The sequence below is a fragment of the Acinetobacter sp. AR2-3 genome, assembly GCF_001878775.1.
GTDB lineage: Bacteria > Pseudomonadota > Gammaproteobacteria > Pseudomonadales > Moraxellaceae > Acinetobacter > Acinetobacter lwoffii_D.
In genome coordinates, this window is record NZ_MJIQ01000021.1 from 132,868 (window position 1) to 155,575 (window position 22,708).

20 protein-coding genes are annotated in these 22,708 nt (G+C 45.1%); 7 read left to right on the forward strand and 13 right to left on the reverse strand.

From position 1 onward, the window contains the following. Positions 1-98: 98 nt before the first annotated feature. The 3 genes from aciT to serB form a co-directional block, all read right to left on the reverse strand. Complete coding sequence (aciT, locus tag BFN00_RS01990) at positions 99-434, reverse strand: ciprofloxacin tolerance protein AciT (RefSeq protein ID WP_005094938.1); 336 nt, start codon at positions 432-434, stop codon at positions 99-101. A 373-nt stretch (positions 435-807) separates the two neighbouring features. Then, on the reverse strand, positions 808-1,878 hold the full coding sequence (locus BFN00_RS01995) for an RNA-guided endonuclease InsQ/TnpB family protein (protein WP_004647187.1): 1,071 nt from the start codon (positions 1,876-1,878) through the stop codon (positions 808-810). Between the two features lie 166 nt (positions 1,879-2,044). Next, positions 2,045-3,265, reverse strand: coding sequence for a phosphoserine phosphatase SerB (serB, locus tag BFN00_RS02000; RefSeq protein ID WP_071850308.1), 1,221 nt, complete (start codon positions 3,263-3,265; stop codon positions 2,045-2,047). 77 nt (positions 3,266-3,342) lie between these two features. Between serB and BFN00_RS02005 the strand changes: the two genes are divergently transcribed. Then, the gene (locus BFN00_RS02005) at positions 3,343-4,596 is read left to right on the forward strand and encodes a hypothetical protein (protein WP_071850309.1); all 1,254 of its coding nucleotides are present in this window, start codon (positions 3,343-3,345) and stop codon (positions 4,594-4,596) included. Positions 4,597-4,690: 94 nt separating this feature from the next. On the opposite strand, the gene ppk1 is transcribed toward BFN00_RS02005, so the two are convergent. From ppk1 to mhpT, 4 genes are all read right to left on the reverse strand, one after another. Then, a complete protein-coding gene (ppk1, locus tag BFN00_RS02010) occupies positions 4,691-6,754 on the reverse strand; it encodes a polyphosphate kinase 1 (protein ID WP_071850310.1) in 2,064 nt (687 codons plus the stop codon). Between the two features lie 177 nt (positions 6,755-6,931). Continuing rightward, positions 6,932-7,891, reverse strand: a complete 960-nt coding sequence (locus BFN00_RS02015) for a bile acid:sodium symporter family protein (protein WP_071850311.1) — start codon at positions 7,889-7,891, stop codon at positions 6,932-6,934. 126 nt (positions 7,892-8,017) lie between these two features. Next, positions 8,018-8,647 carry a bifunctional nicotinamidase/pyrazinamidase gene (pncA, locus tag BFN00_RS02020; protein WP_071850312.1) on the reverse strand — a complete coding sequence of 210 codons (630 nt, stop codon included), beginning with the start codon at positions 8,645-8,647 and terminating at the stop codon, positions 8,018-8,020. A gap of 305 nt (positions 8,648-8,952) precedes the next feature. Next, entirely contained in the window at positions 8,953-10,158 is a 1,206-nt protein-coding gene (mhpT, locus tag BFN00_RS02025; protein ID WP_071850313.1) for a 3-(3-hydroxy-phenyl)propionate transporter MhpT, read from the reverse strand. A 725-nt stretch (positions 10,159-10,883) separates the two neighbouring features. On the opposite strand from mhpT, the gene dapA reads away from it, so the two are divergent. From dapA to purC, 3 genes are read left to right on the forward strand one after another with little or no spacing between them, the layout of a single operon-like run. Continuing rightward, positions 10,884-11,783, forward strand: a complete 900-nt coding sequence (dapA, locus tag BFN00_RS02030) for a 4-hydroxy-tetrahydrodipicolinate synthase (RefSeq protein ID WP_071850314.1) — start codon at positions 10,884-10,886, stop codon at positions 11,781-11,783. Positions 11,784-11,797: 14 nt separating this feature from the next. Further along, entirely contained in the window at positions 11,798-12,403 is a 606-nt protein-coding gene (locus tag BFN00_RS02035; protein ID WP_004647178.1) for a hypothetical protein, read from the forward strand. Positions 12,404-12,440: 37 nt separating this feature from the next. Continuing rightward, the gene (gene purC / locus BFN00_RS02040; RefSeq protein ID WP_004281247.1) at positions 12,441-13,160 is read left to right on the forward strand and encodes a phosphoribosylaminoimidazolesuccinocarboxamide synthase; all 720 of its coding nucleotides are present in this window, start codon (positions 12,441-12,443) and stop codon (positions 13,158-13,160) included. 309 nt (positions 13,161-13,469) lie between these two features. Here purC and BFN00_RS02045 read toward each other — a convergent pair whose 3' ends face one another. Then, the gene (locus BFN00_RS02045) at positions 13,470-14,738 is read right to left on the reverse strand and encodes a replication-associated recombination protein A (protein ID WP_071850315.1); all 1,269 of its coding nucleotides are present in this window, start codon (positions 14,736-14,738) and stop codon (positions 13,470-13,472) included. Positions 14,739-15,001: 263 nt separating this feature from the next. On the opposite strand from BFN00_RS02045, the gene BFN00_RS02050 reads away from it, so the two are divergent. Beyond that, positions 15,002-17,140, forward strand: a complete 2,139-nt coding sequence (locus BFN00_RS02050) for a putative bifunctional diguanylate cyclase/phosphodiesterase (RefSeq protein WP_071850316.1) — start codon at positions 15,002-15,004, stop codon at positions 17,138-17,140. 19 nt (positions 17,141-17,159) lie between these two features. Here BFN00_RS02050 and BFN00_RS02055 read toward each other — a convergent pair whose 3' ends face one another. Continuing rightward, complete coding sequence (locus BFN00_RS02055; protein WP_005105303.1) at positions 17,160-17,612, reverse strand: YcgN family cysteine cluster protein; 453 nt, start codon at positions 17,610-17,612, stop codon at positions 17,160-17,162. 192 nt (positions 17,613-17,804) lie between these two features. On the opposite strand from BFN00_RS02055, the gene BFN00_RS02060 reads away from it, so the two are divergent. Then, on the forward strand, positions 17,805-17,963 hold the full coding sequence (locus BFN00_RS02060) for a DUF1328 domain-containing protein (RefSeq protein WP_004647174.1): 159 nt from the start codon (positions 17,805-17,807) through the stop codon (positions 17,961-17,963). Positions 17,964-18,088: 125 nt separating this feature from the next. Here BFN00_RS02060 and murJ read toward each other — a convergent pair whose 3' ends face one another. Beyond that, positions 18,089-19,639 (reverse strand): murein biosynthesis integral membrane protein MurJ, encoded by a 1,551-nt coding sequence (gene murJ / locus BFN00_RS02065; protein ID WP_171260752.1) that lies wholly within the window; start codon positions 19,637-19,639, stop codon positions 18,089-18,091. A gap of 60 nt (positions 19,640-19,699) precedes the next feature. Beyond that, entirely contained in the window at positions 19,700-20,290 is a 591-nt protein-coding gene (ampD, locus tag BFN00_RS02070) for a 1,6-anhydro-N-acetylmuramyl-L-alanine amidase AmpD (RefSeq protein WP_004729058.1), read from the reverse strand. Between the two features lie 182 nt (positions 20,291-20,472). Between ampD and nadC the strand changes: the two genes are divergently transcribed. Then, entirely contained in the window at positions 20,473-21,318 is an 846-nt protein-coding gene (gene nadC / locus BFN00_RS02075) for a carboxylating nicotinate-nucleotide diphosphorylase (protein ID WP_071850318.1), read from the forward strand. Positions 21,319-21,417: 99 nt separating this feature from the next. On the opposite strand, the gene BFN00_RS02080 is transcribed toward nadC, so the two are convergent. Both BFN00_RS02080 and rph read right to left on the reverse strand, forming a co-directional pair. After that, complete coding sequence (locus BFN00_RS02080) at positions 21,418-21,612, reverse strand: hypothetical protein (RefSeq protein WP_071850319.1); 195 nt, start codon at positions 21,610-21,612, stop codon at positions 21,418-21,420. A gap of 184 nt (positions 21,613-21,796) precedes the next feature. Beyond that, positions 21,797-22,513 carry a ribonuclease PH gene (gene rph / locus BFN00_RS02085; RefSeq protein ID WP_004281238.1) on the reverse strand — a complete coding sequence of 239 codons (717 nt, stop codon included), beginning with the start codon at positions 22,511-22,513 and terminating at the stop codon, positions 21,797-21,799. Between the last annotated feature and the right edge of the window lie 195 nt (positions 22,514-22,708).

Genomic DNA, 22,708 nt, shown 5'->3' on the forward strand with positions numbered 1-22,708 from the left:
AGCATAGTTCTGGGCTAGGTGGATTATGCAGTTTGTATCATATTTCCAAACTGAAAAATGCACCCGTGGGTGCATTTTTTTCATTGCAACTTCTAGAATTAACGGCTTGAAAGCTGCTGCTGGTCGTCTTCATACACCGGCGTATGTTCGATGCAACGGCGTTTTGCCAAAGCACGCTCAGCACGACGATCTTCACGCAACAACAGGCCAGTCACCACCATCATGACCGCAGTTAACGCGCTCAGATAACTATACGTCATTGGTAGCTCAAACCAAGTTTGAGTTCCTACACGAATCACCTCGATCAGGCCCCATACCAGCATCCCGGCCGCCATAAAGCTTAACCAGCGACGATAAGGCGAGAAGAACACAGCAAGCACAGCTACAGCGACTAAACTGAAACCCACAATCGTTGCTAAATGCGCTGTTACCATATAAACCCCTCCATCCAGATAGATAGTTCCCGCTTGATATTGCAACGCTTCTATCTATTGAATTTCGTTAAATCAATAAAATGAAATCTGTTGATTTGTATCTCTATGCCTGCATTATGCTGAGTTTTTTGCATAAAAAAAGTCCTGTCATCCAGCCTAACGACATACTTTGTCGCGATATTATATTGTCATTACATTTTTTGCTTTTCACATTTTTATGGATCAATGACTGCGCCAATGTTGGCGTGTCATTACAAAATTATCAGTAGTTTTTTTAAGTGAAAAAATTATTTTTCCGTTTAAGATGATCGATGTTTTTGTAGCCATATTTCAACTCTTCCTTATATAACTCACATCATAAGCATTGACATCCTCACCCACCTGAAAGGAGGGTGATTCCTACTGCTAGACGCTTATGCCCAAGCGCAAGTATGTTCTTAGCACTGTTCAAATCCCGATCCAGGACACTTGAGCAGTTTTCACATTCCCATACTCTTATTCGCAAATCTGCTCTACCTTTCGGACTGCTTGCGGTGATCTCACCACAGCACGAGCAGATTTGGGTTGTGAAACTTTCGTTGACTTCCTCAAACAATACACTTGCGTTCTCGCATTTATACTTGAGCATTGTTTTGAGTTCTGAAAATCCTGTATCTAAAACCGATTTAGCCATTTTAGTTTTCACAAGTTTTTTAGCACTCAGGTTGCCAACAATAATCAGTGCATTTTCTTTTACAAGCATGGTGCTTGCTTTGTGCAAATGATCTTTACGACAATTTGCAATCTTGGCGTGTAATGCACGAACACGCTTTTTATTCTTCGCTCGTTGAGCAGTACCTAGTTTTTGTTCATATTTTCGATAGAACTTTGGATTTGAAATCACAGTACCATCAGAACAGGTGGCTATATCTTTTAAGCCTAGATCAATGCCAATAGCTTTAGTTGCAGTTGGTTTATCTAACTTAGGTGAATCCACGACCAGGCACACATACCAACGCCCACGACTGTCCTCAACAAATGAGCCTGTTCTAACGGCATATTTGTTTAAACCGTAGCTATCCCATAAGCCAAATTTGGTTTTTCCATACTCAACCCATCCCTCAGCATATTTCAGTCCTGATTTTTTGAATGGTATCCAACCAAGCGATCTTCTTGCTGACTTCTTGTTACTTACACGCCATTTTAATTTTGCTTTTCTAAACTGTTTTCTTTTAGCAGCATATTCTTCCCTAATTGCATCCACCGTTTGGCTATGCAGACCACACAATTTTGAAGTCCCTTTTGTGTATTTAGCCATATCGAATGCTGAGAAAAAATCACCTGTTCTTTTTAGGTGTTTGAAACTTAAATCATTGACATAATTCCAAACAAAGTTCACCTCAGATGCTAATTGGTCTAGCACCTTGCAATGTTTGTCTTTTATGCGTAATTTAAGTGTTTTCATGGGCTTATATTAGCTCATGTTGAATTAAAATTATTGATTCTTAAAAAATAAACGACATTTCATGTCGTGTCGCTTATATCTCTGACCTGAAGAACAGAGTTTTACGCTCCATTTGATAAAAAAACGCGACCCAAAGGTCGCGTTTAAAATCAAGCAAAGCCTGTACTTATGCACGGTTCAGGTCTTTATCATGTACGCCGAGCAGATACAGCACACCGTCCAGACCGACGCTAGAAATCGCCTGATTGGCATTTTGGCGTACCAGAGGTTTGGCACGGAAAGCCACCCCCAGTCCTGCAATGGATAACATAGGCAAGTCATTGGCGCCATCACCGACTGCAATGGTTTGTTCCAGGGAAATTCCCATCTCCTGGGCGATTTCACCGAGCAAGAAGGCTTTACGCGCGCCATCGACAATATGGCCTTTGACTTCACCGGTAACCACACCATCCTGCACATCAAGCGCATTGGCATGTACTTCATCAATATCCAGTTTAGTTTGCAGATATTCCGCAAAATACTGAAAACCTCCAGAAAGAATTGCAGTACGGTAACCCAATGCTTTTAAAGTCGAAATCAGGCGTTCAGCCCCTTCAGTAATGGTCAGGCGCTCGGCAATTTTCGGCAGTACCGATGCGTCCATACCTTTTAACAAGGCAACACGGGCACGGAAGCTTTGCTGGAAGTCTAGCTCGCCTTGCATGGCACGTTCGGTAATTTCAGCGACCTGCTCACCAACACCGGCTTCAATTGCCAATTCGTCAATAACTTCCTGCTCGATCAGGGTTGAGTCCATATCGAAGCAAACCAGACGGCGGTTACGGCGATAGGCATTGTCTTCCTGTACCGCGACATCGACATTCAGTTCATTCGACAGGCTGAGGCAGGCCGCGCGCATGGCAGCTGCATCTAGCATCTGTCCGCTTAAACCAAACTGGACACAGGCACGTTTTGGACCGGCACTCTGGCCATCTAAAACGGGGCGGCCAGAGAGACGGGTCACGGTTTCAATATTAAAACCCTGACCTGACACAATCTGGGTCACGGCTTGCAGATGAGAGGCATTTAATTCAGGGGCCAATGCCGTTACGATATAACGTGTGCGTCCACCCTCTTTGACCCACTGATCATATTCAGTCGCAGAGATCGGTTTAAAGCGCACAGTTAACCCGATATCATGTGCTAGAATCAGGATCTCCTTCATGGCTAATGCTGTCGCGGTCTGGTCTTCAGAGGCTACAACAATACCTAAGGTTAACTGATTATGAATAACCGCTTGCCCTACATCTAAAATCTGTAGGGAATGGGCGGACAAAACCTGCATTAATCGTGTAAATTGATTAGGCTGGTCAGGTCCTAAAAATGATATAAGAATGATTTCTCGCATGAATTGACTCGGGTCTGAGCTACAACTATTGTTAGAATCATAATCGAAATTGAACAGAATTGCCTTGGAAGTTTACGTTGAATGCGCCTAGACAAGGGCTATTTGCTAGCCTATTGATTGTAAGTTTTGCTCTGCATACCTTTTTACTGGTATTGGCAACCACTCACCAGCTGAATGAAAATCGTGCCAATCAGGGACAGCTGATCACCAGTCAACTGGTGACAGACAGCCTGTCTGAGCTTGAACCGCCTAACCGCGTTTCTCTGGCGTTGCTGGCAAATCGTTATGCCACCAATCCAAGTGTCGCTTCCATCCGGATTCTGGATGCGAAAGCTCAGGTTTTAGCCACTGGCGGACTGACCAAAACCCGCGAGGGGGAAGTTTTTGTCCGTGATGCGCTGCAAAACGAGAAAAAAGTCGGTGTGATTGAAATCACCCTGATTGAACCAAGTATTGGTGAAATTCTGCGCACACAATGGCTGGCGATTCTGTTCTCGTTCATCATTCATAGTCTGCTCTGGGTCGCTTATCGTGCTGTGGCACGTCCAAGCCGCACCGAATATCTGGCGCGCATCAATAACGAATCGCGGCTGAAATTCGAGATTCAGACCCTGACCCAGGCATTGGAACAGGAAAAGCATAATGCGGCACTGGCGATTGCCCAAGCCCAACAGGCAGTGAAAAACAAAGCCAAAGAAAAAGAACATAAGCCGGCGGTACTGGAGAGCGATAGCCTGAGCTTAAACATCCAGTTCTACGATCCAAAACAGTTACTGGATAGCGTGAATAAAACCGTTTCGGTGCCTTATTTCAATCTTTGCCAGATTTTTCTGAATAAAGCCACCGAACTCTGTGTGCAACGCTATAAGTTAAATAGTTCTGATATTTGTACCGTACATAAATTTGATGAAAAAGGTGCCACCATCAGTATCGCGGCAGACAAACCGAATGCCCTGGCCTGCCTGACCATGATCAGTGCTGTGTTCCAGCTGCTTTCGGAAGTCCTGTATAAACGCTATCGTGAAGAAAAACGTTTTGTGCTACAAACCCGCAGCGCGATTGCTTCTAAAGTCGAGGAGATGCAGCTCAGCTCGGTACAGGCCGCTGAGCGCCTGACTCAGCATCTGGTCGCGAAAGAAAGTGCCTTACATGTACCGACCACCTTGCTGAAAGATGTGAGTGATCACTTCCAGCTGGTCAGCATGCCGAATCCAACCAATGTCCTGACCCGTCACGCTTTTGTGGTGAATGGGATGGATGCTGAAAGCGCCGAGCTGGCACAGACTTTTAGAACTGAAATTCTAAAATCCAAACAGTCCAAAGCCTCATAAATATCCTTGAATGTTTTAATTAAAAAAGCCGGATCCAACATCCGGCTTTTTTATGGATATAAAACAAATACGCCAGTGTGTCTTGGCCTATCTCTTAAATTTTTAACTGTTTTTGTTCTAGCAGATATTGCTGGGCATTATAAGGCTGGGCCGGATCCTGACAGGGGACTTTATGCCACTGACCATCGGCATCTAACTCCCATGCATTTTGACAATCTTTTAAATAGCTGATCAGGCCATCTTTATAAATCCGTTTTTTCAGCGCTGGATCCAGCACCGGGAAACAGGTTTCGACCCTGGAAAACAGGTTGCGCCCCATCCAGTCAGCACTGGCACAATACAGTTTCTTGGCACCGCCATGCTCAAAATAATAGACCCGGGTATGTTCCAGGAAACGTCCTACGATTGAACGTACCCGAATGTTTTCCGACATACCGGTGACTTGTGGAATCAGGCAGCAGATTGAACGTACAATGAGGTCAATTTTCACCCCGGCCTGCGAAGCCTGATATAAGGCAGCAATTAATTGCGGTTCGGTAAGTGCATTCACTTTGATGATGATATGCGCGGCTTTGCCGGCCAAGGCAAATGCCTTTTCCTGGTCAATCAGTTTCAGCAATTCGCTATGCAGGGTAAACGGCGCATGCAGCAAGGCTTTCAGTTTGGCCATTTTCCCCATACCGGTCAGTTCCTGGAACATGCGGTGCACATCTTCACAGATATCCGGCTGTGTGGTCATCAGGCCATAATCGGTGTACATGCGGGCATTACCGGCATGATAGTTTCCGGTACCCAGATGCGCATAACGCAGTAATTCCTGATTTTCACGCCGGACGATCAGAATCATTTTGGCATGGGTTTTATAACCGACGATGCCATAGACCACCACTGCCCCGGCTTCTTGCAGGATATTGGCCACCATAATATTGGATTCTTCATCGAAACGTGCCCGCAGTTCAATCACGGCTGTGACTTCCTTGCCATTCCGTGCGGCTTCTGCCAGCACCTGAACAATTTCCGAATCCGGACCACTGCGGTACAGGGTCTGCTTGATCGCCAGCACCGCCGGATCCTTGGCCGCTTCGCGCAGTAAAGTAATCACAGGCTGGAATGAATCAAAAGGATGATGCAGCAGCACATCCTGCGCCTTCAAAATTTCAAAAATACTTTTCTGTTTACGGAAAATTTTCGGAATGACCGGACTGAAATGCGGATACTTTAATTCTGGACGATCAAAGCTGGTACTCAGGCGGGACAAATTGATCGGCCCATCAATCCGGTACAGTTCCTGTTCCGTCAGATCAAATTCATCCAGCAAATAGTCGATGATGCTCTGTGGACAGTCATTTTCAATTTCCAGACGTACCGCACGACCAAAGCGACGTGAAGACAGTTCGTCTTTTAAGGCAACCGCCAGATCATCGACATCTTCCGACAAGACCAGATCGGCATTGCGGGTGACCCGAAAAGCATAACAGCCGGTGGCTTTCATGCCCGGAAACAGCTCACTGATATGCTGCTGGATGATCGCGGTCAGGAAAATCTGGGTAGTGTTATTGCCAGCCACCTGTTCCGGAATTTTAATCAGGCGCGGTAAAGAGCGCGGAGCCGGGACAATTGCCATCTCGATTTCACGGCCAAAGGCATCTTTACCTTCCAGACTGATAATAAAATTCAGGCTTTTATTGACCAGACGTGGAAAGGGATGCGATGGATCCAGACTGATCGGGGTCAGTACCGGTTGCACTTCTTTGGCAAAAAAGGCTGCAATCCAGGCCTTGTGTTTTTCCAGAAGATCCTGATATTGAAGAAACTGAATACCCTGCGCCTGAAGTTCAGGCAAAATTGCATGATTCAGAACCTCATACTGTTTGTTAACTGTGGCATGAATGGACTGGGACAGTTCTTGTAGAATCAGCTCGGTAGGTACAGCATCAGGCGTCCGGGTAGTCGCATTCAGGTCTTGCTGTTTCATCAGCCCGGCGATCCTGATTTCAAAAAATTCATCCAGATTTCGGGAAAAAATGATCAGGAAGTTTAAGCGCTCTAAAATCGGTAAATTCGGATCGAGTGCTTGTGCCAAGACACGACGCTGAAATTCAAATAGGGAAAGCTCCCGATTAAAATAGGTCGCTGACGAATGCTGAAATTGTTCCATGCCCTCTCAATGCTGCTATTACAGTCTGTTGTTTTACATCATTGAGGGGCGATCTTAGGCAGGCTTCATGACAGTTATGTTACAAAGCACAATTAATCTATATAAATTAATATTCTAATTTTTCCAAAATACAAAAAATCCGGTCGCTAGCTTTTTTGTGTTGTCATCAAACTGTCATCAGGTATCCATTGTTTCAGTCGTTTTTTCAGTGGATCTGGCCGCCCAGTAGGTGGCCAACGCCGGTCCTGAAATATTATGCCACAGGCTGAAAATGGCGCTTGGTAAAGCCGTCATTGGAGATGCAGCAAAATGGGTCGCCGCCAAAGCCACACCCAGACCAGAATTCTGCATCCCCACTTCAATGGATACCGCACGACAGTCTATTTCTGCTAAGTGAAATATACGGCTGGCCCAATAACCCAGTAAATAGCCCATACCATTGTGTAAGGCCACGATCCCTAAAATCATTAACCCGGACTCCAGAATCTGGGTTTTGCTGCCAGCAATAATCGCCGCGACAATTGCCACAATTGCAATCACAGAAATTAACGGCATCACCTGAATATAGGCCGTGACTTTTTGTTTGAGTAGCGCCCGTACGATTAAGCCCAGAATAATCGGGAATAACACCACCTGTAAGATCGACACCAGCATCGACCAGGCATTGATCTCAATCCACTGACTGGCCAACACATAAAAAATGGCTGGGGTTAGAATGGGAGCCAGTAAGGTAGAAACCGAGGTACAGGCGACAGACAAGGCGGTATTGCCCTTGGCCATATAGGTAATCACATTGGATGCCGTTCCGCCCGGACAGCAACCCACCAAGATCACCCCGATCGCAATTTCCGGTGGCAGCTGGAACAACTTGCACAGCAAAAAGGCCAAGCCAGGCATCACCATAAACTGGGCGACGACGCCAATCGCTACTGCTTTCGGACTTTGCAGGACACTTTTAAAATCGCCTACCGTCATGGTCATCCCCATGCCGAACATGATGATGCCCAACATCCACGGAATATAAGCCCGTAACCAGACAAAAGCTTCAGGGATCATCAAGGCAATGCCGGAAAAAAGCACCACCCATAAAGCAAAGGTTTTTTGGACAAATTGGCTAAACTGGAGCAAGGCTGACATGGGTTTCATCCAGGTGACATTAAGGGAGAAAAAGTAAGATAAAACAGGCATCCGTTGATGCCTGAATTTTTATATTTAAATATAAATAAAATCAAAGGAATATTTAAATTCTATCCCTATCCAGCTTTAAGCGGCTTGAACGATATCTTTCACATAGATACGTTTTACGCCATGCGACAGCATATCCTGCCAGGCATGTTGCAAGGAACCATTCAGGTCAATGCCCTTGGTGGCATCGGCAATCACATAGGTTTTAAAGCCCAGTTTGCAGGCATCGATTGCGGTCCAGGCCACACAAAAGTCCGTGGCAATCCCGACCACGAATACCGTATCAATCCCGCGTTCACGCAGATAGCCAGCAAGACCCGTCGTGGTTTTCTGGTCAGCTTCCATAAAGGCCGAATAACTGTCGATCTGGGAATGAAAACCCTTGCGAATGATGAGTTGTGCTTGTGGTAAATTTAAATCCGGATGCAGTTCGGCATCGAGTGTCCCTTGCACACAATGCTTTGGCCATAAAACCTGACTGCCATAATCCAGCTGAATACTGTCATAGGCTGCTTTGCCGGGATGGTTGTCTGCAAAAGAAATATGGTTATCCGGATGCCAGTCCTGAGTCAGGATAATATGCTTAAAATGCTGTCCCAATAAATTGATATTTGGAATAATCTGGTCAGCATTGGCTACAGCTAGATTGCCTCCGGGAGTAAATCCTCTTTGTACGTCTACGACCAGTAAAGCGACATTATTCTGCATCTGTTTTCATCCATTGAAATTTCGATTTATGCCCAAGCATAGCGCAAAATACCCCAGGATTTTTAGCCCTGCTGCTAAAAATGGTATGACTGTGTATTCTCAGCATGCGCATATGAGCAGATCAATCGATTCATTATTTTTGACAAAAAAGGATGGGTTCCGCGCTTGTATCAAGCTAGATCTCTACAAAAAATAAGCTTAAAGATAAAGTGATGAGTCTTTCTAATAATAAAACAGTGTATTTAATTCTTAAATTCTGAAAATAAAAAAGCCTGCAAAAGCAGGCTTTTTTAAATCTTGGAACATTACACTTTGGTGCGATTCACCAGGAACAGCATACATAATGCAGAGATGATGATACATGGGATCGCAGCAGTAATGACCCCCGCAGCACCGAAACCTGCCGTCAGTAACTGACCGGCAATGACTGGACCCAGCATGGCACCGATACGGCCAACTGCAGACGCAACACCAACACCAGTACCACGCACTTCAGTCGGATAAACGATACTGCCGAAGGCATACAGTACACCCTGACAACCAATCACGAAGGCACCGGCCAATGCGGCGGCCATATACATCTGGTTCAGTGAGCTTGCACCATTCAGCGCCAGTAGACCTGCCAGAATGCCCCCGTACATCAACAGGATCACATAGGCTTTCTTCCAGCGGTCGGTCAGCATACCCAGAATAATCGTACCCAGGGTCGCTGTAACCATGAAGTAGAACTGTGCGGTTGAACCATCTTTACGTGTGAAGCCGAGTTCCATAAACAAGGATGGCAACCAGCTCAACATGATGTAAACCACCATCAAGGTAAAGAAGTAGCTCACCCAGATACATAGCGTACGTAACAGGTTGTCCGAATTAAACAGGTCCTTGAATGAACCCTGCGGTGCAACGGCAAGTTCTGCAGCCGTTTTGTTCTGTGCTTTCAGATATTCCTTCGACTCAGGCAAAAATAGCATCATCAGCGGAATGGCAAAAATTGGTAACAGGCCACCGAGATAGAAAACATTTTTCCAGTTGGCACCAAATTCAGTCGCAGCAACCAAAGATAAAATCGCTGCACCGACTGGCATACCGCAGTACATTAAGCCGACTGCACGGCCACGATTTTGTGGAGAGACAGCTTCTGATGCGAGTGTAATCAGAATCGGCATCGCGCCGCCCAGACCTGCTCCAGCCAGGAAACGCACTGCCAGCAAGCTGTTAAAGCTATTGACCCAAACCGTACATAAGGTAAATACAGCAAATATTGCTGTCGACCAGATCAAGACTTTCTTACGGCCAATGCGGTCCGCAAATCGACCACCAACCAGTGCACCCGGTAATAAACCCAGAATCCCTGCACTAAAAAACACACCCAACTGGGAACTATCGAGACCAAAATGCTCACGAATACCTGCAGCAGCAATTCCGGCTGCCTGAATATCTAAGCCTTCAATCACCGCAATCAGAAAACAGATCGCGACCGTGACGATAGCATGCTTATTGTCTGATTTTTCCATTGGATTATCCTTGTTCAATCAGCGTTACAAAAGACAGCCATCATCTATGAGCCTGATTGCAGAAATAACTATCAATAAGTTGAACGTTTTGCTTGGATATTCCAAAAGGGGCTGAAGTAAATCAATTGAAGATGCTGACTGATAAAGTCGCAAAAACACTTAATCAGAACATCATAAAGTTCAAGACTTAGACTTTAAGGCTTATACATCAAGTTAAAAAATTAACCGATAAGAAAAAAAAATTCTCAATTTATTGATATTTAAAAAAGATTAGTCTTAATAGTTTTTGTCTTTATTTGTCTGGGTACAAGAGTGCGATCAAGATGTACGAGATCTCAATTTATCCAATATAACTATTATTCCAAAATCAAAAGGCATAAAAATCGCAGTTTTCAGCTGATCTTTTTGCACAAGCCTTATCATTATTGGGTTCATTTGGGGCAATATCTTCTTTTGTCTAGACTAGAGACATAACTTTGGTCTCAGGATTTTGCTTTATAAATCATCTTATTTATTACTTGATTGTTTCCAAAAGGCTTTGTATAAAGAATTCAGTAGCTTTTACTAAAGCATATTGTTCTTATGCGTTTGATCAGTCATAATTTGCATAAGCAATATTCAATTCAATGCAAATCTATTGAATTTGCTATAAATCAAAATACAAATCCATCCCAATTTATGTTTTCTCATTCCTTTCGGATGGACAAATAGGATAGTTTTTTAAAATGACTCAGCAAGCACAGACCATTCAAGGTTCCATAGTCGCAATCGTCACCCCTATGTTTGAAGATGGCAGCGTAGATTGGAAGGGTCTCGAGAAGCTGGTTGAATGGCACATTGCAGAGGGCACCAACAGTATTGTCGCCGTTGGAACAACAGGCGAAGCCTCTACTCTCAGCATGAGTGAACACACCCAGGTGATCAAAGAAATCATTCGTGTGGCCAACAAACGTATTCCTATTATTGCCGGCACAGGTGCGAACTCGACCCGTGAAGCGATCGAACTGACCCGCGAAGCCAAAGAGCTAGGGGCAGATGCCGCTTTACTGGTAACGCCATATTATAACAAACCGACTCAGGAAGGCTTGTATCAGCATTATAAAGCTATTGCTGAAGCTGTTGACCTGCCACAGATTCTTTATAATGTTCCAGGCCGTACCGGTGTGGATATGGCCAATGAAACCGTGATTCGCCTGGCGGATATTCCACAAATTATCGGTATTAAAGATGCGACTGGCGATGTACCGCGCGGTGCTGAACTGCTACAAGGTCTTGTAGGCAAAGACATGATTGTTTATTCGGGTGATGATGCCACTGCATATCAGCTGATCGGTCATGGTGCCAAAGGTAATATCTCAGTGACGGCGAACGTGGCTCCGAAAGCTATGAGCGAAGTGTGTGCTGCCGCCATTGCCGGTGATGCAACCACAGCTGAACAGTTAAATGCTCAGGTTGCAAATTTACACAATATTTTATTTTGCGAATCGAACCCAATTCCTGTGAAATGGGCACTCCATGACATGGGCTTAATTGGTACGGGTATTCGCCTTCCATTAACACCACTTGCAGAACAATATCGCGCTCCGCTTCATGAAGCACTGGTCGAAGCGGGCGTTATTAAATAAAAGAGCACAAGATTATGCAATTACGTTTAGGACTTAGCCTTACACTTTCAGTATTCAGTTTGGCAGGTTGTAGTTCAATGGCCTTTAATAACGGCACTTTAGACTATAAAGAGACTACTACCCTGGAAGCTTTACAATATCCTGAAGGCGCCATGGTTCGTCCTGCAACGCCATTGTATCCTGCTCCAACAGTTGATCCGCTTGCAATTGAACATGCACCGAAGCTTGAAAACCAGCGTGGCAACCGTTTTGCCTTGCCACGCCCACAAGCCCAGACTGAAAACTCAAATACAGCTGATCTAACCGAAACCAATACAGTGGGTCAACCACAGTTGGTCACTGACGGAAATCTTAATCCGCTGCTTAAAATTGAGGGAAATTCTGCTACAATTTGGCAATATACACTTGCCACCCTCAGCAGTCTGAATCATAGCATCGTTGCGCAGAGCAAAAATCGTTACGAAGTCACGATTAAGGTCGACCAGCAGACCTATGTATTAAGATTATCTTCTGTCGGTTCGAGTAATAACCTCGCTGTGTTCAATGCCGATAACAGTTTTGCCGACCGTGAAAAAGCTGCAGAACTGCTCAACCAGATTTACCAAAATTGGCCAGCCTAGACATTTCTAGGCATTTTTTTTTGTAAAAGGTTCCCTCATGTTAAAACAAACCTTGCTCTATACTGGTAAAGCGAAATCTGTCTACACCACAGACAGTTCAGACCATCTGATTTTAGTCTTTCGCGATGATGCCTCAGCATTCAATGGCGAAAAAATTGAGCAACTAGATCGTAAAGGCAAGGTGAACAACCGTTTTAACGCCTTCATCATGGAAAAACTGGCAGAAGCGGGAATTGAGACCCACTTTGAAAAGCTACTGACTCCAAATGAAGTGCTGGTGAAAAAACTGGATATGATCCCGGTTGAATGTGTGATCCGTAACTATGCAGCAGGTTCTTTATGCCGCCGCCTGGGTGTGGAAGAAGGCAAGGAACTGACTCCTCCAACATTTGAATTGTTCTTTAAAGATGATGCGCTTGGCGATCCAATGGTCAATGAATCACAAGCCATTGCTTTAGGTTGGGCAACTGCTGAACAATTGGCGAAAATGAAAGAATTGACTTACCAAGTGAACGACGTGCTTAAAGCATTGTTTGACGCAGGTAACATGATTCTGGTCGATTTCAAACTTGAATTTGGTGTGTTCCACGACCGTATCGTACTTGGTGATGAATTCTCTCCAGACGGTTGCCGTCTATGGGACAAAGACACCAAGAAAAAACTGGATAAAGACCGTTTCCGTCAAGGTTTAGGCGGCGTGGTTGAAGCCTATGAAGAAGTGGCTGGCCGTTTAGGTATCAACCTGGACAACATCTAATCTGGAAATGCGCAGATTCGAAAAAACCGAGCTTTTTAGCTCGGTTTTTTTATTTCCGGTTTTTAATCGGAAAAATAAATTTTTATTATTAAAATGATCGTTTTTACATCAAAAACTATCTGCATTAATATTATCTCATACCAGGCAAATCAGTGAATTGATGCACTTAGCTCCATATTTGCCGACCAGATTTTTCCTCTACCCTCTAGGATGTTATCTCCCTCAAAAAACATCCTACTTTCAGCCCAATTCACCTTGAATTGGGCTTTTTTTACTCTGTTCAATTAGTTGAGATACCCAGCTTTATTGCTACTGTTGTTGCTGTTGCCAACGGCGTTGCTGTAAACGCTCCCCTTCAACTTCACGTTTATTACGTGCTGATTCATACAGTTTGGTATTTTTCAATTCTGGCGGCATATATTCTTGCAGCACAAAATGCTCAGGATAATTATGCGGATACAGATAATCCACGCCATAGCCCTGTTCTTTCATCAGTTTGGTCGGTGCATTCCTTAAGTGCAAAGGCACTGGCAGATTTGAGGTTTTATCTGCGAGTTCCATCGCCTTGTTAATCGCCAGATAGGTACTGTTACTTTTAGCACTGGTCGCCAGATAAACTGCACATTGCCCCAAAATAATCCGGCATTCTGGCATTCCCACGGCCTGCACCGAACGGAAACATTCCCCTGCCAACAGCAAAGCATTCGGATTCGAGTTGCCGATATCTTCGGATGCGGCAATCAACATGCGCCGTGCAATAAACACCGGATCTTCGCCGCCTTTGAGCATGCGTGCCATCCAGTACAAGGCTGCATCCGGATCACTGCCGCGAATCGACTTGATGAAGGCCGACACCAGATCATAGTGCTGCTCACCGGACTTGTCATAACGGGCGATATTCTGCTGTGCGACTTTCACCACTACCGCATTAGTGATGATATTTTCCATATCTGCTTCAAAGGTACTGGCAATCAGATCCAGTAAATTTAGCGCCTTGCGGGCATCTCCTGCCGCGAACTGGATCAGGGCATCAAATTCTTCAATCAGGATATGTCTTTCCTGTAAGAAAGAGTCATTTTGTAAGGCTTGCATCAACAAGGTCTGAATCGATTCAGCACTCAATACATTCAGGCTATACACCTGACAACGTGATAATAAGGCACTATTCACTTCAAAAGACGGGTTTTCGGTGGTGGCGCCAATTAAGGTAATTTTCCCTTTCTCGACCGCATTTAACAGCGCGTCCTGCTGGGATTTATTAAAACGGTGAATTTCATCAATAAATACCACTGGCGTCAGCAAATCACCACCTTCGGCAATGATTTCACGCAGTTCTTTCACGCCGGTATTCAGGGCAGACAGACTGATAAAAGGCCGGTCTACCGCTTGAGCCAGCAGTAAGGCAATGGTGGTTTTTCCGACTCCGGGTGGTCCCCAGAAAATGATCGAAGGCAGATGCCCCTGATCAATCATCTGGCGTAAGGGTGCATGTTCCCCCAGCAAATGTTCCTGCCCGATAATCTGTGTAAGGTCGCGTGGCCGTAAGCGTTCTGGAAGCGGGATATGACTATCTGACATGTTATTATTGGCTCAAACTAAATTCTGATCTCATTCTAACACCAGCAGTTTTGATTCCAAGAATGCAAACATCAAGCATAAAAAATTAATTTATGTAGATATCCTCTATTTTTTTAATTCTGAATGAATTAATCTCTGTAAAAGTGAATAATTTGAACATGATTAATTGTGAATTAATTACAGTGTAATTTTCATATTGTTTATTCTAATTAAAAGAAACTTATCTCGCCCCTTGGGCACTTTTGGGTTGTAGTGGTGAATGCATGAAGCATGATAAATTTGAACAGGGAGCTGTGAGTCGGTCTAAGCCACTGACGTCATCATCACTGATTGCACCCCACGTTCACTTGTCTGAATCGGTTTTGTTAAAAAATCTGATCGATGCCTTACCGCAACCCTTGTGGGTCAGCAACAAACAACATCTGCAATATTTTAACGATGCCATGACTGATTATCTTGGCATGAACCTGAATGAACAGGGCCATCTGCAATGGCAGAGTTTTATTCATACCGAGGACTTGCAGCTATTTTTAGCGCAGTGGCATGCTGCGCTGGATCAGCATCAGAATTTTGAAACCCAGTGCCGGATTAAACGCAATGATAGCCATTATCGCATGTGTAGCCTAGCGGTAAAATTTCATCATGAAGTTGACCATTTGCTGCAATGGGCAGTTTCCCTGACCGATGTGCATGATTATTTTGAGATCCAGCAGCAACTTTCTCAAATTGTTTCAACCCAAGAAAACATGCTGGATGCCAGTGCAGACTGCATTAACATCATCAGCCCTGAAGGCGAGATTCGGCATAGCAACCAGTCTGGCTGTCTGGCACAAGAAAATGAGACCACAGAACAAGATCAAGACCGTTCATTGTGCTGGTTAAATCGCTTAACCCCTGAAGCCCGAAAATCCGGACAACGTGCTCTGAAACAGGCTGCCCAAGGCTTAAACAGTCGTTTTTCCAGCAAAATTCAGATCAAAGATCAACCAATTCAATATTGGGATCATCTGCTCACCCCGATTCTGGATCAGCAGAATATTACCCAAAATATTCTCTGTGTATCACGCAATATTAGTCAGCAAAAAATCGCAGAAACCCGTTTAAAAGAAGTGATTAAACGGGATGAACTCACCGGCCTATATAACCGTGGTACCTTCTATAAAACCTTCAAACAGGTTTTGGTAAAGGCTAAGCAACAACAGACCATGGCGGGTTTACTGCTGATTGATCTGGATTATTTCCGGCATATCAATGATACCTTGGGCCATATTGCCGGCGATCATCTGTTACATGTCTTGGGCAAACGTTTCCAGACCTGCTTCGGGCCAAATACCATCATCGCCCGTTTGGGTGGCGATGAATTTGCCGTACTGGTCAAAAATTTGGAAAGTGAAGAACAGCTGCTGGCAACGGCGCAAATGGCCTATGCCCAGCTGGATCAGCCCATCAATTATGTCGGCAATAGCATCAGCAGTGCCATGAGTATAGGCTGTGCCATCTATCCACGTGATGCCTTAAATACCTCGAATCTGCTGAAGTGTGCCGATATCGCCTTAAATGACCTGAAAAATAGTGGTCGTGGTGGCATCCGCATGTTTAATCAGGAAATGTGCGGTTCACTGGAAAATATAACCAAGCAGCTGACTCTGGCTCGCAAGATTATTCTGGCCGATCAGATCATTCCCTATTACCAACCTAAAGTACGTCTTTCTGATGGTGCAGTGATTGGTTTCGAAGCACTATTACGCTGGCAAGATCAGAATCAGAACATTCAGTTACCTTCCGAAATTTTTGCTGCCTTTCAGGACTATGAGCTGGCCTCACGCATCAGTGAGACCATGCAACTGAAAGTCTTTGCAGATATGAGTCGCTGGCAGGCACAAGGTCTGGATCTGTTACCGATTTCCATCAATGCTGCACCAGTCGAATTCCTGCGCGATGACTATGCCGAAAAACTGTTGGCACGCCTGTCCAACTTTGATATTCCCGCACATAAAGTTGAACTAGAAATTACCGAGCAGAGCCTATCCGAACATGGTGCCAATTATGTGGTTCGCGCCCTGAACCTGCTGAAACAGGCCGGAATCCAGATTTCGCTGGATGATTTCGGCACTGGACATTCTTCGCTGACCCGCTTGCAGGACTATCCGGTGGGTTGCATCAAGATTGACCGCAACTTTGTAGAACGCATGAACAGTGACCCATCTGCCCTGGCCATTGTCAAAGCCATTACCCAGATTGGCTCCAGTATTGCACTGGATGTTCTGGTCGAAGGAATTGAGAATACAGAACAGCTGGATACCCTGATCCATTGTGACTGTCAGATTGGACAAGGCTTCTATTTCTATCGTCCGATGGCCGGTGCTTCGGCCCAGGCTCTACTCCATCCGGCAGATCAATAAACGAATCACGCAGGCAGATTCAACGCACCCAGCGTACGATATAATCTTCAATGTCGTCTTGATGAATATCTGCTTCACTCAGGCAGCGCCCTGCTGCCGACTTGCGTGCCTGAATCACGCTTTCTCGTGAACCGCTAATCAGATAATGCCAGGATGGCAGGCTTTTGCCCTGCTCTACCCGGCGATAGGCACAACTCGAAGGCAACCAGTGAATCGTTTCCAGCTTCTCTGGCGTGAGCTGAATACAATCAGGCACATACTGCAAGCGATCTGGATAATTGGAGCAACGTGCAGTGCTACAATCCAGCAGCTTACATGCCACTTTGGTATAGGCGACTTCCTGAGTATCTTCATCTTCCAGTTTAATCAGACAACACAACCCACAACCATCACATAAGGCCTCCCACTCGACTTGCGTCAGTTCAGCAAGTGAATAGTTTTTCCAGAATTCGGGACGTAAAGTATCGCTCATGATCGGGCCGGAATATTCAAAAATCAGCTGATTATAACAGCCAGAACCCTGCAGACCTACTGTCTCAAATTTTTATTGTTATCACGTAAACTATTGTTAAATCAGAGACAGTTCATCAACACAACACTAACAGTTGCTGGAATCGTTTATTTCTATACTAAATTTGAAAATAAAAACACATGGAGAATATATATGTTTCGCTGGGCTATTATTTTTGCTGTTATTGCATTAATTGCGAGTCTACTTGGTTTCGGTGGCGTCGCAGGCTTGTCTAAGGATTTTGCGATTATCTTGTTGGTAATTGCGGTGATTCTTGCGATCGTTGGTTTTCTTTCGCGCGGCAAGGTCTAGATTTACGCTAGACCTTTTCAAAGCAAGTGTTAGCTTTCAAAAAAAACAAGAGCCTTCTGGCTCTTGTTTTTTTATGGGTATTTTAATGATCTGTTTTGATCAAAAATACTTCTTTTAAGATGAACTTAGGGCTTTAAATGACGTGGTCTAAAACCTGCCACCAGCAAGGCTGCAACATACGCTACCACACCGACAACACATAAGATCAATACTTCTACCACACGCATCCATTGTGATACATCTGCGTTATACCAACTCAGGGCATAGGCCAGAGCTGCAATCATCACCACATTGGCAAACATGAATTGCAGGAAGATTTTTTTCCAGTGCGCCCCAAAACGGAAAATATCACGCTTATGCAGATAATAATAAAGCAGACCAGCATTGACCATCGCTGAACCTGTCGAGGCCAGCGCAAGGGCCATATGCTCCGCTTCCCAGTCAATCAGCTTGAACAAGCCGATAAAGATCACGTTCAGAATCGCATTGGCTGCCACAGCCATCAGACCGATACGCACCGGGGTTCTGGTATCCTGCTTTGCATAAAAACCGGGTGCAAAGACTTTAATCAACATAAAGGCAATCACACCACCGCTCATACATTGCAGCGCCAAAGCCGTCATCTGGGTATCTTCAAAGGTGAACTGGCCACGTTCAAACAGGGCCTGAATGATCGGGGTCGACAGCATAAACAGTGCAATACTGGCGGGTAGGCCTGCCATCACAATCACTTTAGCTGCCCAGTCCATCATGCCACGGAATTTTTCCGGATTTTGCTCAGTATGCCGTGCCGATAAGGACGGCAAAATCACGGTACCAATTGCAACACCGATCAGACCCAGCGGCAATTCGGTCATACGCTCGGCACTGTACAGCCAGGACACCGAACCATCCTGCATGAATGAGGCCCAGATGGTATTTAACAGCAGGTTAATTTGCGTGACAGATACACCAAATAATGCCGGCAGCATCAACTTCATGATGCGATCAACGCCTTCATGCTTGAAGTCAATTTTCGGTGGAATCAGCAGATTTTTACGCCACAATTCAGGAATTTGGATCGCCAGCTGTAAAATACCGGCAATGATCACAGCCCAGCCCAGCGCCATAATCGGCTCGGCCATATAAGGCGTAAGCCAGAGCGCCCCGGCAATCATCGCCACATTCAGCAAGACCGGCGCAAATGCCGGGGTACTAAAAGAGCCATAACTGTTCAGAATACTGCTGGCAAAAGCCGTCAGTGACATGAACAGCAAATAAGGAATGGTCAGGCGGAACATGTCGGTCGCCAGAGCGAACTTTTCAGGATCGCTATGGAAACCGGGCGCATAGATATACATAATCAATGGCGCAGCAATGATCGCGACCATGGTAAGCGTGGTCATGACCGTGGCCAGACAGCCAAACACCCGGCTAATCAGGATCTGGACTTCGGTATGCGTGCGACTGGTTTTATATTCAGTCAGTACCGGAATAAATGCCTGTGAAAATGCGCCTTCGGCAAATAAACGCCTGAAAAAGTTTGGAATACGAAATGCGACTACGAAGGTATCGAAGTCTTTACCAGCACCAAAGACATTCAGTAAAACAATATCTCGAACCAATCCCAGTACGCGTGACAACATGGTCATCGCACTGACAATGACGGTCGAACGCCAAAGCGCCATCCTATTCACCTAATGTATAAATTTGTGGCTATTGTAATGAAACTTTTGTCAGAAGTTCATTGCTTAATTTCATCGCTCAAGCGAGCTTGAGGTGTTTTTATAATGCTGTAACTGTGCACGAAAATCAGCCCAGTTAAAATATGGTCCCGGATCGGTCTTGCGGCCCGGTGCAATATCCGAATGTCCGGCAATATGCTGCTGAATCTTGGAATAATGCTGTTGCAGACAGGCCGTGACTTTTACCAAGGCCTGATATTGTTCAGCTGCAAAAGGCAAGTCATCACTGCCTTCCAGTTCGATCCCGATCGAATAATCATTACATTCTTTTTTGCCCAAATAGCTCGAGCGGCCGGCATGCCAGGCACGGTCATTGAAATTAACAAATTGCAGTACTTCTCCCGTTCTTAAAATTAGCAGATGGGTCGACACCTGCATCCCTTCAATGGTTTGAAAATAAGGATGTACGGACCAGTCCAGCTGATTCTGAAAAAACTGTTCAATATAACCACCGCCAAACTGTGAAGGTGGCAGGCTGATATTGTGAATCACCAGCAATTGAATCTCGGTCTGTTCTGGCCGCTGATTAAAATTGGGAGACGGGATTTGACGTGCACCGATTAGTTGCCCGTCCTTGACCTGAAACTCAGCTGCCTGTTGCATAAAACCGTTCTCCCCAAAAATAAAATCTGCAAGATCAGCATTGCAGCCGGCTTCATGCTAAAACTTTCAAGGAGAAATCTCAATTCATCCCAGCAAACTGGATGAAAAATCGCTCATCTTTTATGTAACGGTGCTAAGATAAGGCGCAATTTTCACGGCTTAAAAAAGATACGGAAATACTCATGCGCATATCTCAAGCTTTGCTAGACCAGTCCATTCAGATCAATATTCAACAGGCGCTTTCAGAAGATATCGGTGACGGTGATATTACCGCCCTGCTGACCCCTGAAGATGAACAGGCCACTGCCACCATCATTAGCCGTGAAGACATGGTTTTGGCCGGGCAGCCTTGGGTAAATGCCTTGATTCAGGCCTATGATCCCAGTATTGAAGTGACCTGGCTGAAAAATGATGGTGATCACGTTCAAGCCAATCAAGCCTTTTTAAAACTGGCCGGATCTGCACGTAGCTTACTCACCGTGGAACGCCCTGCGCTCAACTTTGTCCAGACGCTGTCTGCGGTTGCGACTAAAACCGCCCACTATGTCAAAGAGCTACAAGGTTTAAACACCAAATTGTTAGATACTCGTAAAACGCTTCCGGGCCTACGTATTGCACAAAAATATGCCGTAGCCATTGGTGGTGGTCAGAACCATCGTCTGGGCCTGTTCGATGCATTTTTGATTAAAGAAAATCATATTATGGCAGCGGGTGGCATTGCCCAGGCGATTGCCCAGGCCCATCAGATTGCGCCGGGCAAGCCTGTCGAAGTTGAAGTTGAAACTTGGGATGAGCTGAATCAGGCACTCGAAGCCCATGCCGATATCGTGATGCTGGATAATTTCAGTCAGCAGCAGATGATCGACGCGGTGCAACATGTGGCCGGTCGCTGCAAACTGGAAGCATCAGGTAATATCACGATTGATAATTTACGTGAAGTTGCCAGTACGGGCGTAGATTATATTTCCATGGGTGTGCTGACCAAAGATGTCAAAGCCATTGATCTGTCGATGCGTTTCAATTCTTAAGCCTAAATGGGATAGATGACCGTAGAGGGTGCGAAGCACCCTTTTTTATTTTTAGAAAATTTTTTTGCGTATATTTTGCTCAATTTTCTATTTTAGACCTTAATCATCATCGTCCCGATTACCTCGGCGATCGCGGTCATCATCGTCACCATCACGGTCGTTATATCTTCCGTTATCCTCATCACGATCCTGATTTAACACTGAACGCTCGTCATCTTCACGATTATTGCCCCAGTCGCAGGCAGTTAACCCAAACACACCCAGCAATGAAATTGTACAAAGCCACTGTTTCATGTCGCATTCCTCATTGTGATCTCACCTGATCCAATATCAATGCAAAACCGGTTCAGATATAGCCGATTCATGTCGGCTTTTTGTCAGGAAGTTCTTAATGCAGTTTTTGAACAATATAGTTGCAGAGTAAAATTTCAGGCATAAAAAAACGCATCCGGAGATGCGTTTATTAACATGGAATAGATTACCAGCCTAAAGCTTCTTGCTGTTTTTTCACCAGTTCCTGAATGCCTTTCTCGGCCATTTCCAGCATGGCATTCGATTGTGCACGGGTAAATGGTTTGTCTTCTGCGGTACCTTGAATTTCAATAAATTCACCGGCCTGAGTCATCACCACGTTCAAATCGGTTTGACAGTTTGAATCTTCTTCATAGCAAAGATCCAGTAATACTTCATCTTTGAAAATACCGACAGAAACCGCAGCTACCAAACCTTTTAATGGATCATGTTTGATTTTTTTTCTTTCCAGCAAGACGTTCATGGCATCGACCAGAGCCACCGCAGCACCGGTAATTGCGGCAGTACGGGTGCCGCCATCAGCCTGAATCACATCACAATCGATAGTAATGGTATTTTCACCGAGTTTTTTCAGATCGACCATTGAGCGCAGGCTACGACCAATCAGACGCTGAATTTCCTGGGTACGGCCACTCTGTTTGCCACGTGCCGCTTCACGGTCACTACGGGTATGGGTTGAACGTGGCAACATGCCATATTCAGCCGTGACCCAGCCCTGGCCCTGACCTTTCAGGAAGCGTGGTACAGAACTATCCACACTGGCGGTACAGAGTACTTTGGTATGACCAAATTCAACCAATACAGAGCCTTCCGCATAACGTGTATAGTTACGGGTAATTTTCACTTCACGTAATTGATCTAATGCTCGTTGGTCGATACGCATAAATAAGTCCTGTAGAGGTTAAAAATAATTGCGGCTCAGTATAGCAGAAGCCTTTGCCAAGATTAGGCAGCCGGGTGATTCATTTACAAAATCAATGCATCAGGCCACTGCGAAATGTCGAAATTCTGCCGATCTGTAGCACTACGATTTGATTTAATTTTTGCTAGACTAAAACTCCCCTTGAGGGAAGCCGGT

Excerpts from the sequence above, each read along its gene's own strand:
- aciT (WP_005094938.1), bottom strand. The coding sequence starts at position 434 with ATGGTAACAGCGCATTTAGCAACGATTGTGGGTTTCAGTTTAGTCGCT.
- BFN00_RS01995 (WP_004647187.1), bottom strand. The coding sequence starts at position 1,878 with ATGAAAACACTTAAATTACGCATAAAAGACAAACATTGCAAGGTGCTA.
- serB (WP_071850308.1), bottom strand. The coding sequence starts at position 3,265 with ATGCGAGAAATCATTCTTATATCATTTTTAGGACCTGACCAGCCTAAT.
- ppk1 (WP_071850310.1), bottom strand. The coding sequence starts at position 6,754 with ATGGAACAATTTCAGCATTCGTCAGCGACCTATTTTAATCGGGAGCTT.
- BFN00_RS02015 (WP_071850311.1), bottom strand. The coding sequence starts at position 7,891 with ATGTCAGCCTTGCTCCAGTTTAGCCAATTTGTCCAAAAAACCTTTGCT.
- pncA (WP_071850312.1), bottom strand. The coding sequence starts at position 8,647 with ATGCAGAATAATGTCGCTTTACTGGTCGTAGACGTACAAAGAGGATTT.
- mhpT (WP_071850313.1), bottom strand. The coding sequence starts at position 10,158 with ATGGAAAAATCAGACAATAAGCATGCTATCGTCACGGTCGCGATCTGT.
- dapA (WP_071850314.1), top strand. The coding sequence starts at position 10,884 with ATGACTCAGCAAGCACAGACCATTCAAGGTTCCATAGTCGCAATCGTC.
- BFN00_RS02035 (WP_004647178.1), top strand. The coding sequence starts at position 11,798 with ATGCAATTACGTTTAGGACTTAGCCTTACACTTTCAGTATTCAGTTTG.
- purC (WP_004281247.1), top strand. The coding sequence starts at position 12,441 with ATGTTAAAACAAACCTTGCTCTATACTGGTAAAGCGAAATCTGTCTAC.
- BFN00_RS02045 (WP_071850315.1), bottom strand. The coding sequence starts at position 14,738 with ATGTCAGATAGTCATATCCCGCTTCCAGAACGCTTACGGCCACGCGAC.
- BFN00_RS02050 (WP_071850316.1), top strand. The coding sequence starts at position 15,002 with ATGAAGCATGATAAATTTGAACAGGGAGCTGTGAGTCGGTCTAAGCCA.
- BFN00_RS02055 (WP_005105303.1), bottom strand. The coding sequence starts at position 17,612 with ATGAGCGATACTTTACGTCCCGAATTCTGGAAAAACTATTCACTTGCT.
- BFN00_RS02060 (WP_004647174.1), top strand. The coding sequence starts at position 17,805 with ATGTTTCGCTGGGCTATTATTTTTGCTGTTATTGCATTAATTGCGAGT.
- ampD (WP_004729058.1), bottom strand. The coding sequence starts at position 20,290 with ATGCAACAGGCAGCTGAGTTTCAGGTCAAGGACGGGCAACTAATCGGT.
- nadC (WP_071850318.1), top strand. The coding sequence starts at position 20,473 with ATGCGCATATCTCAAGCTTTGCTAGACCAGTCCATTCAGATCAATATT.
- BFN00_RS02080 (WP_071850319.1), bottom strand. The coding sequence starts at position 21,612 with ATGAAACAGTGGCTTTGTACAATTTCATTGCTGGGTGTGTTTGGGTTA.
- rph (WP_004281238.1), bottom strand. The coding sequence starts at position 22,513 with ATGCGTATCGACCAACGAGCATTAGATCAATTACGTGAAGTGAAAATT.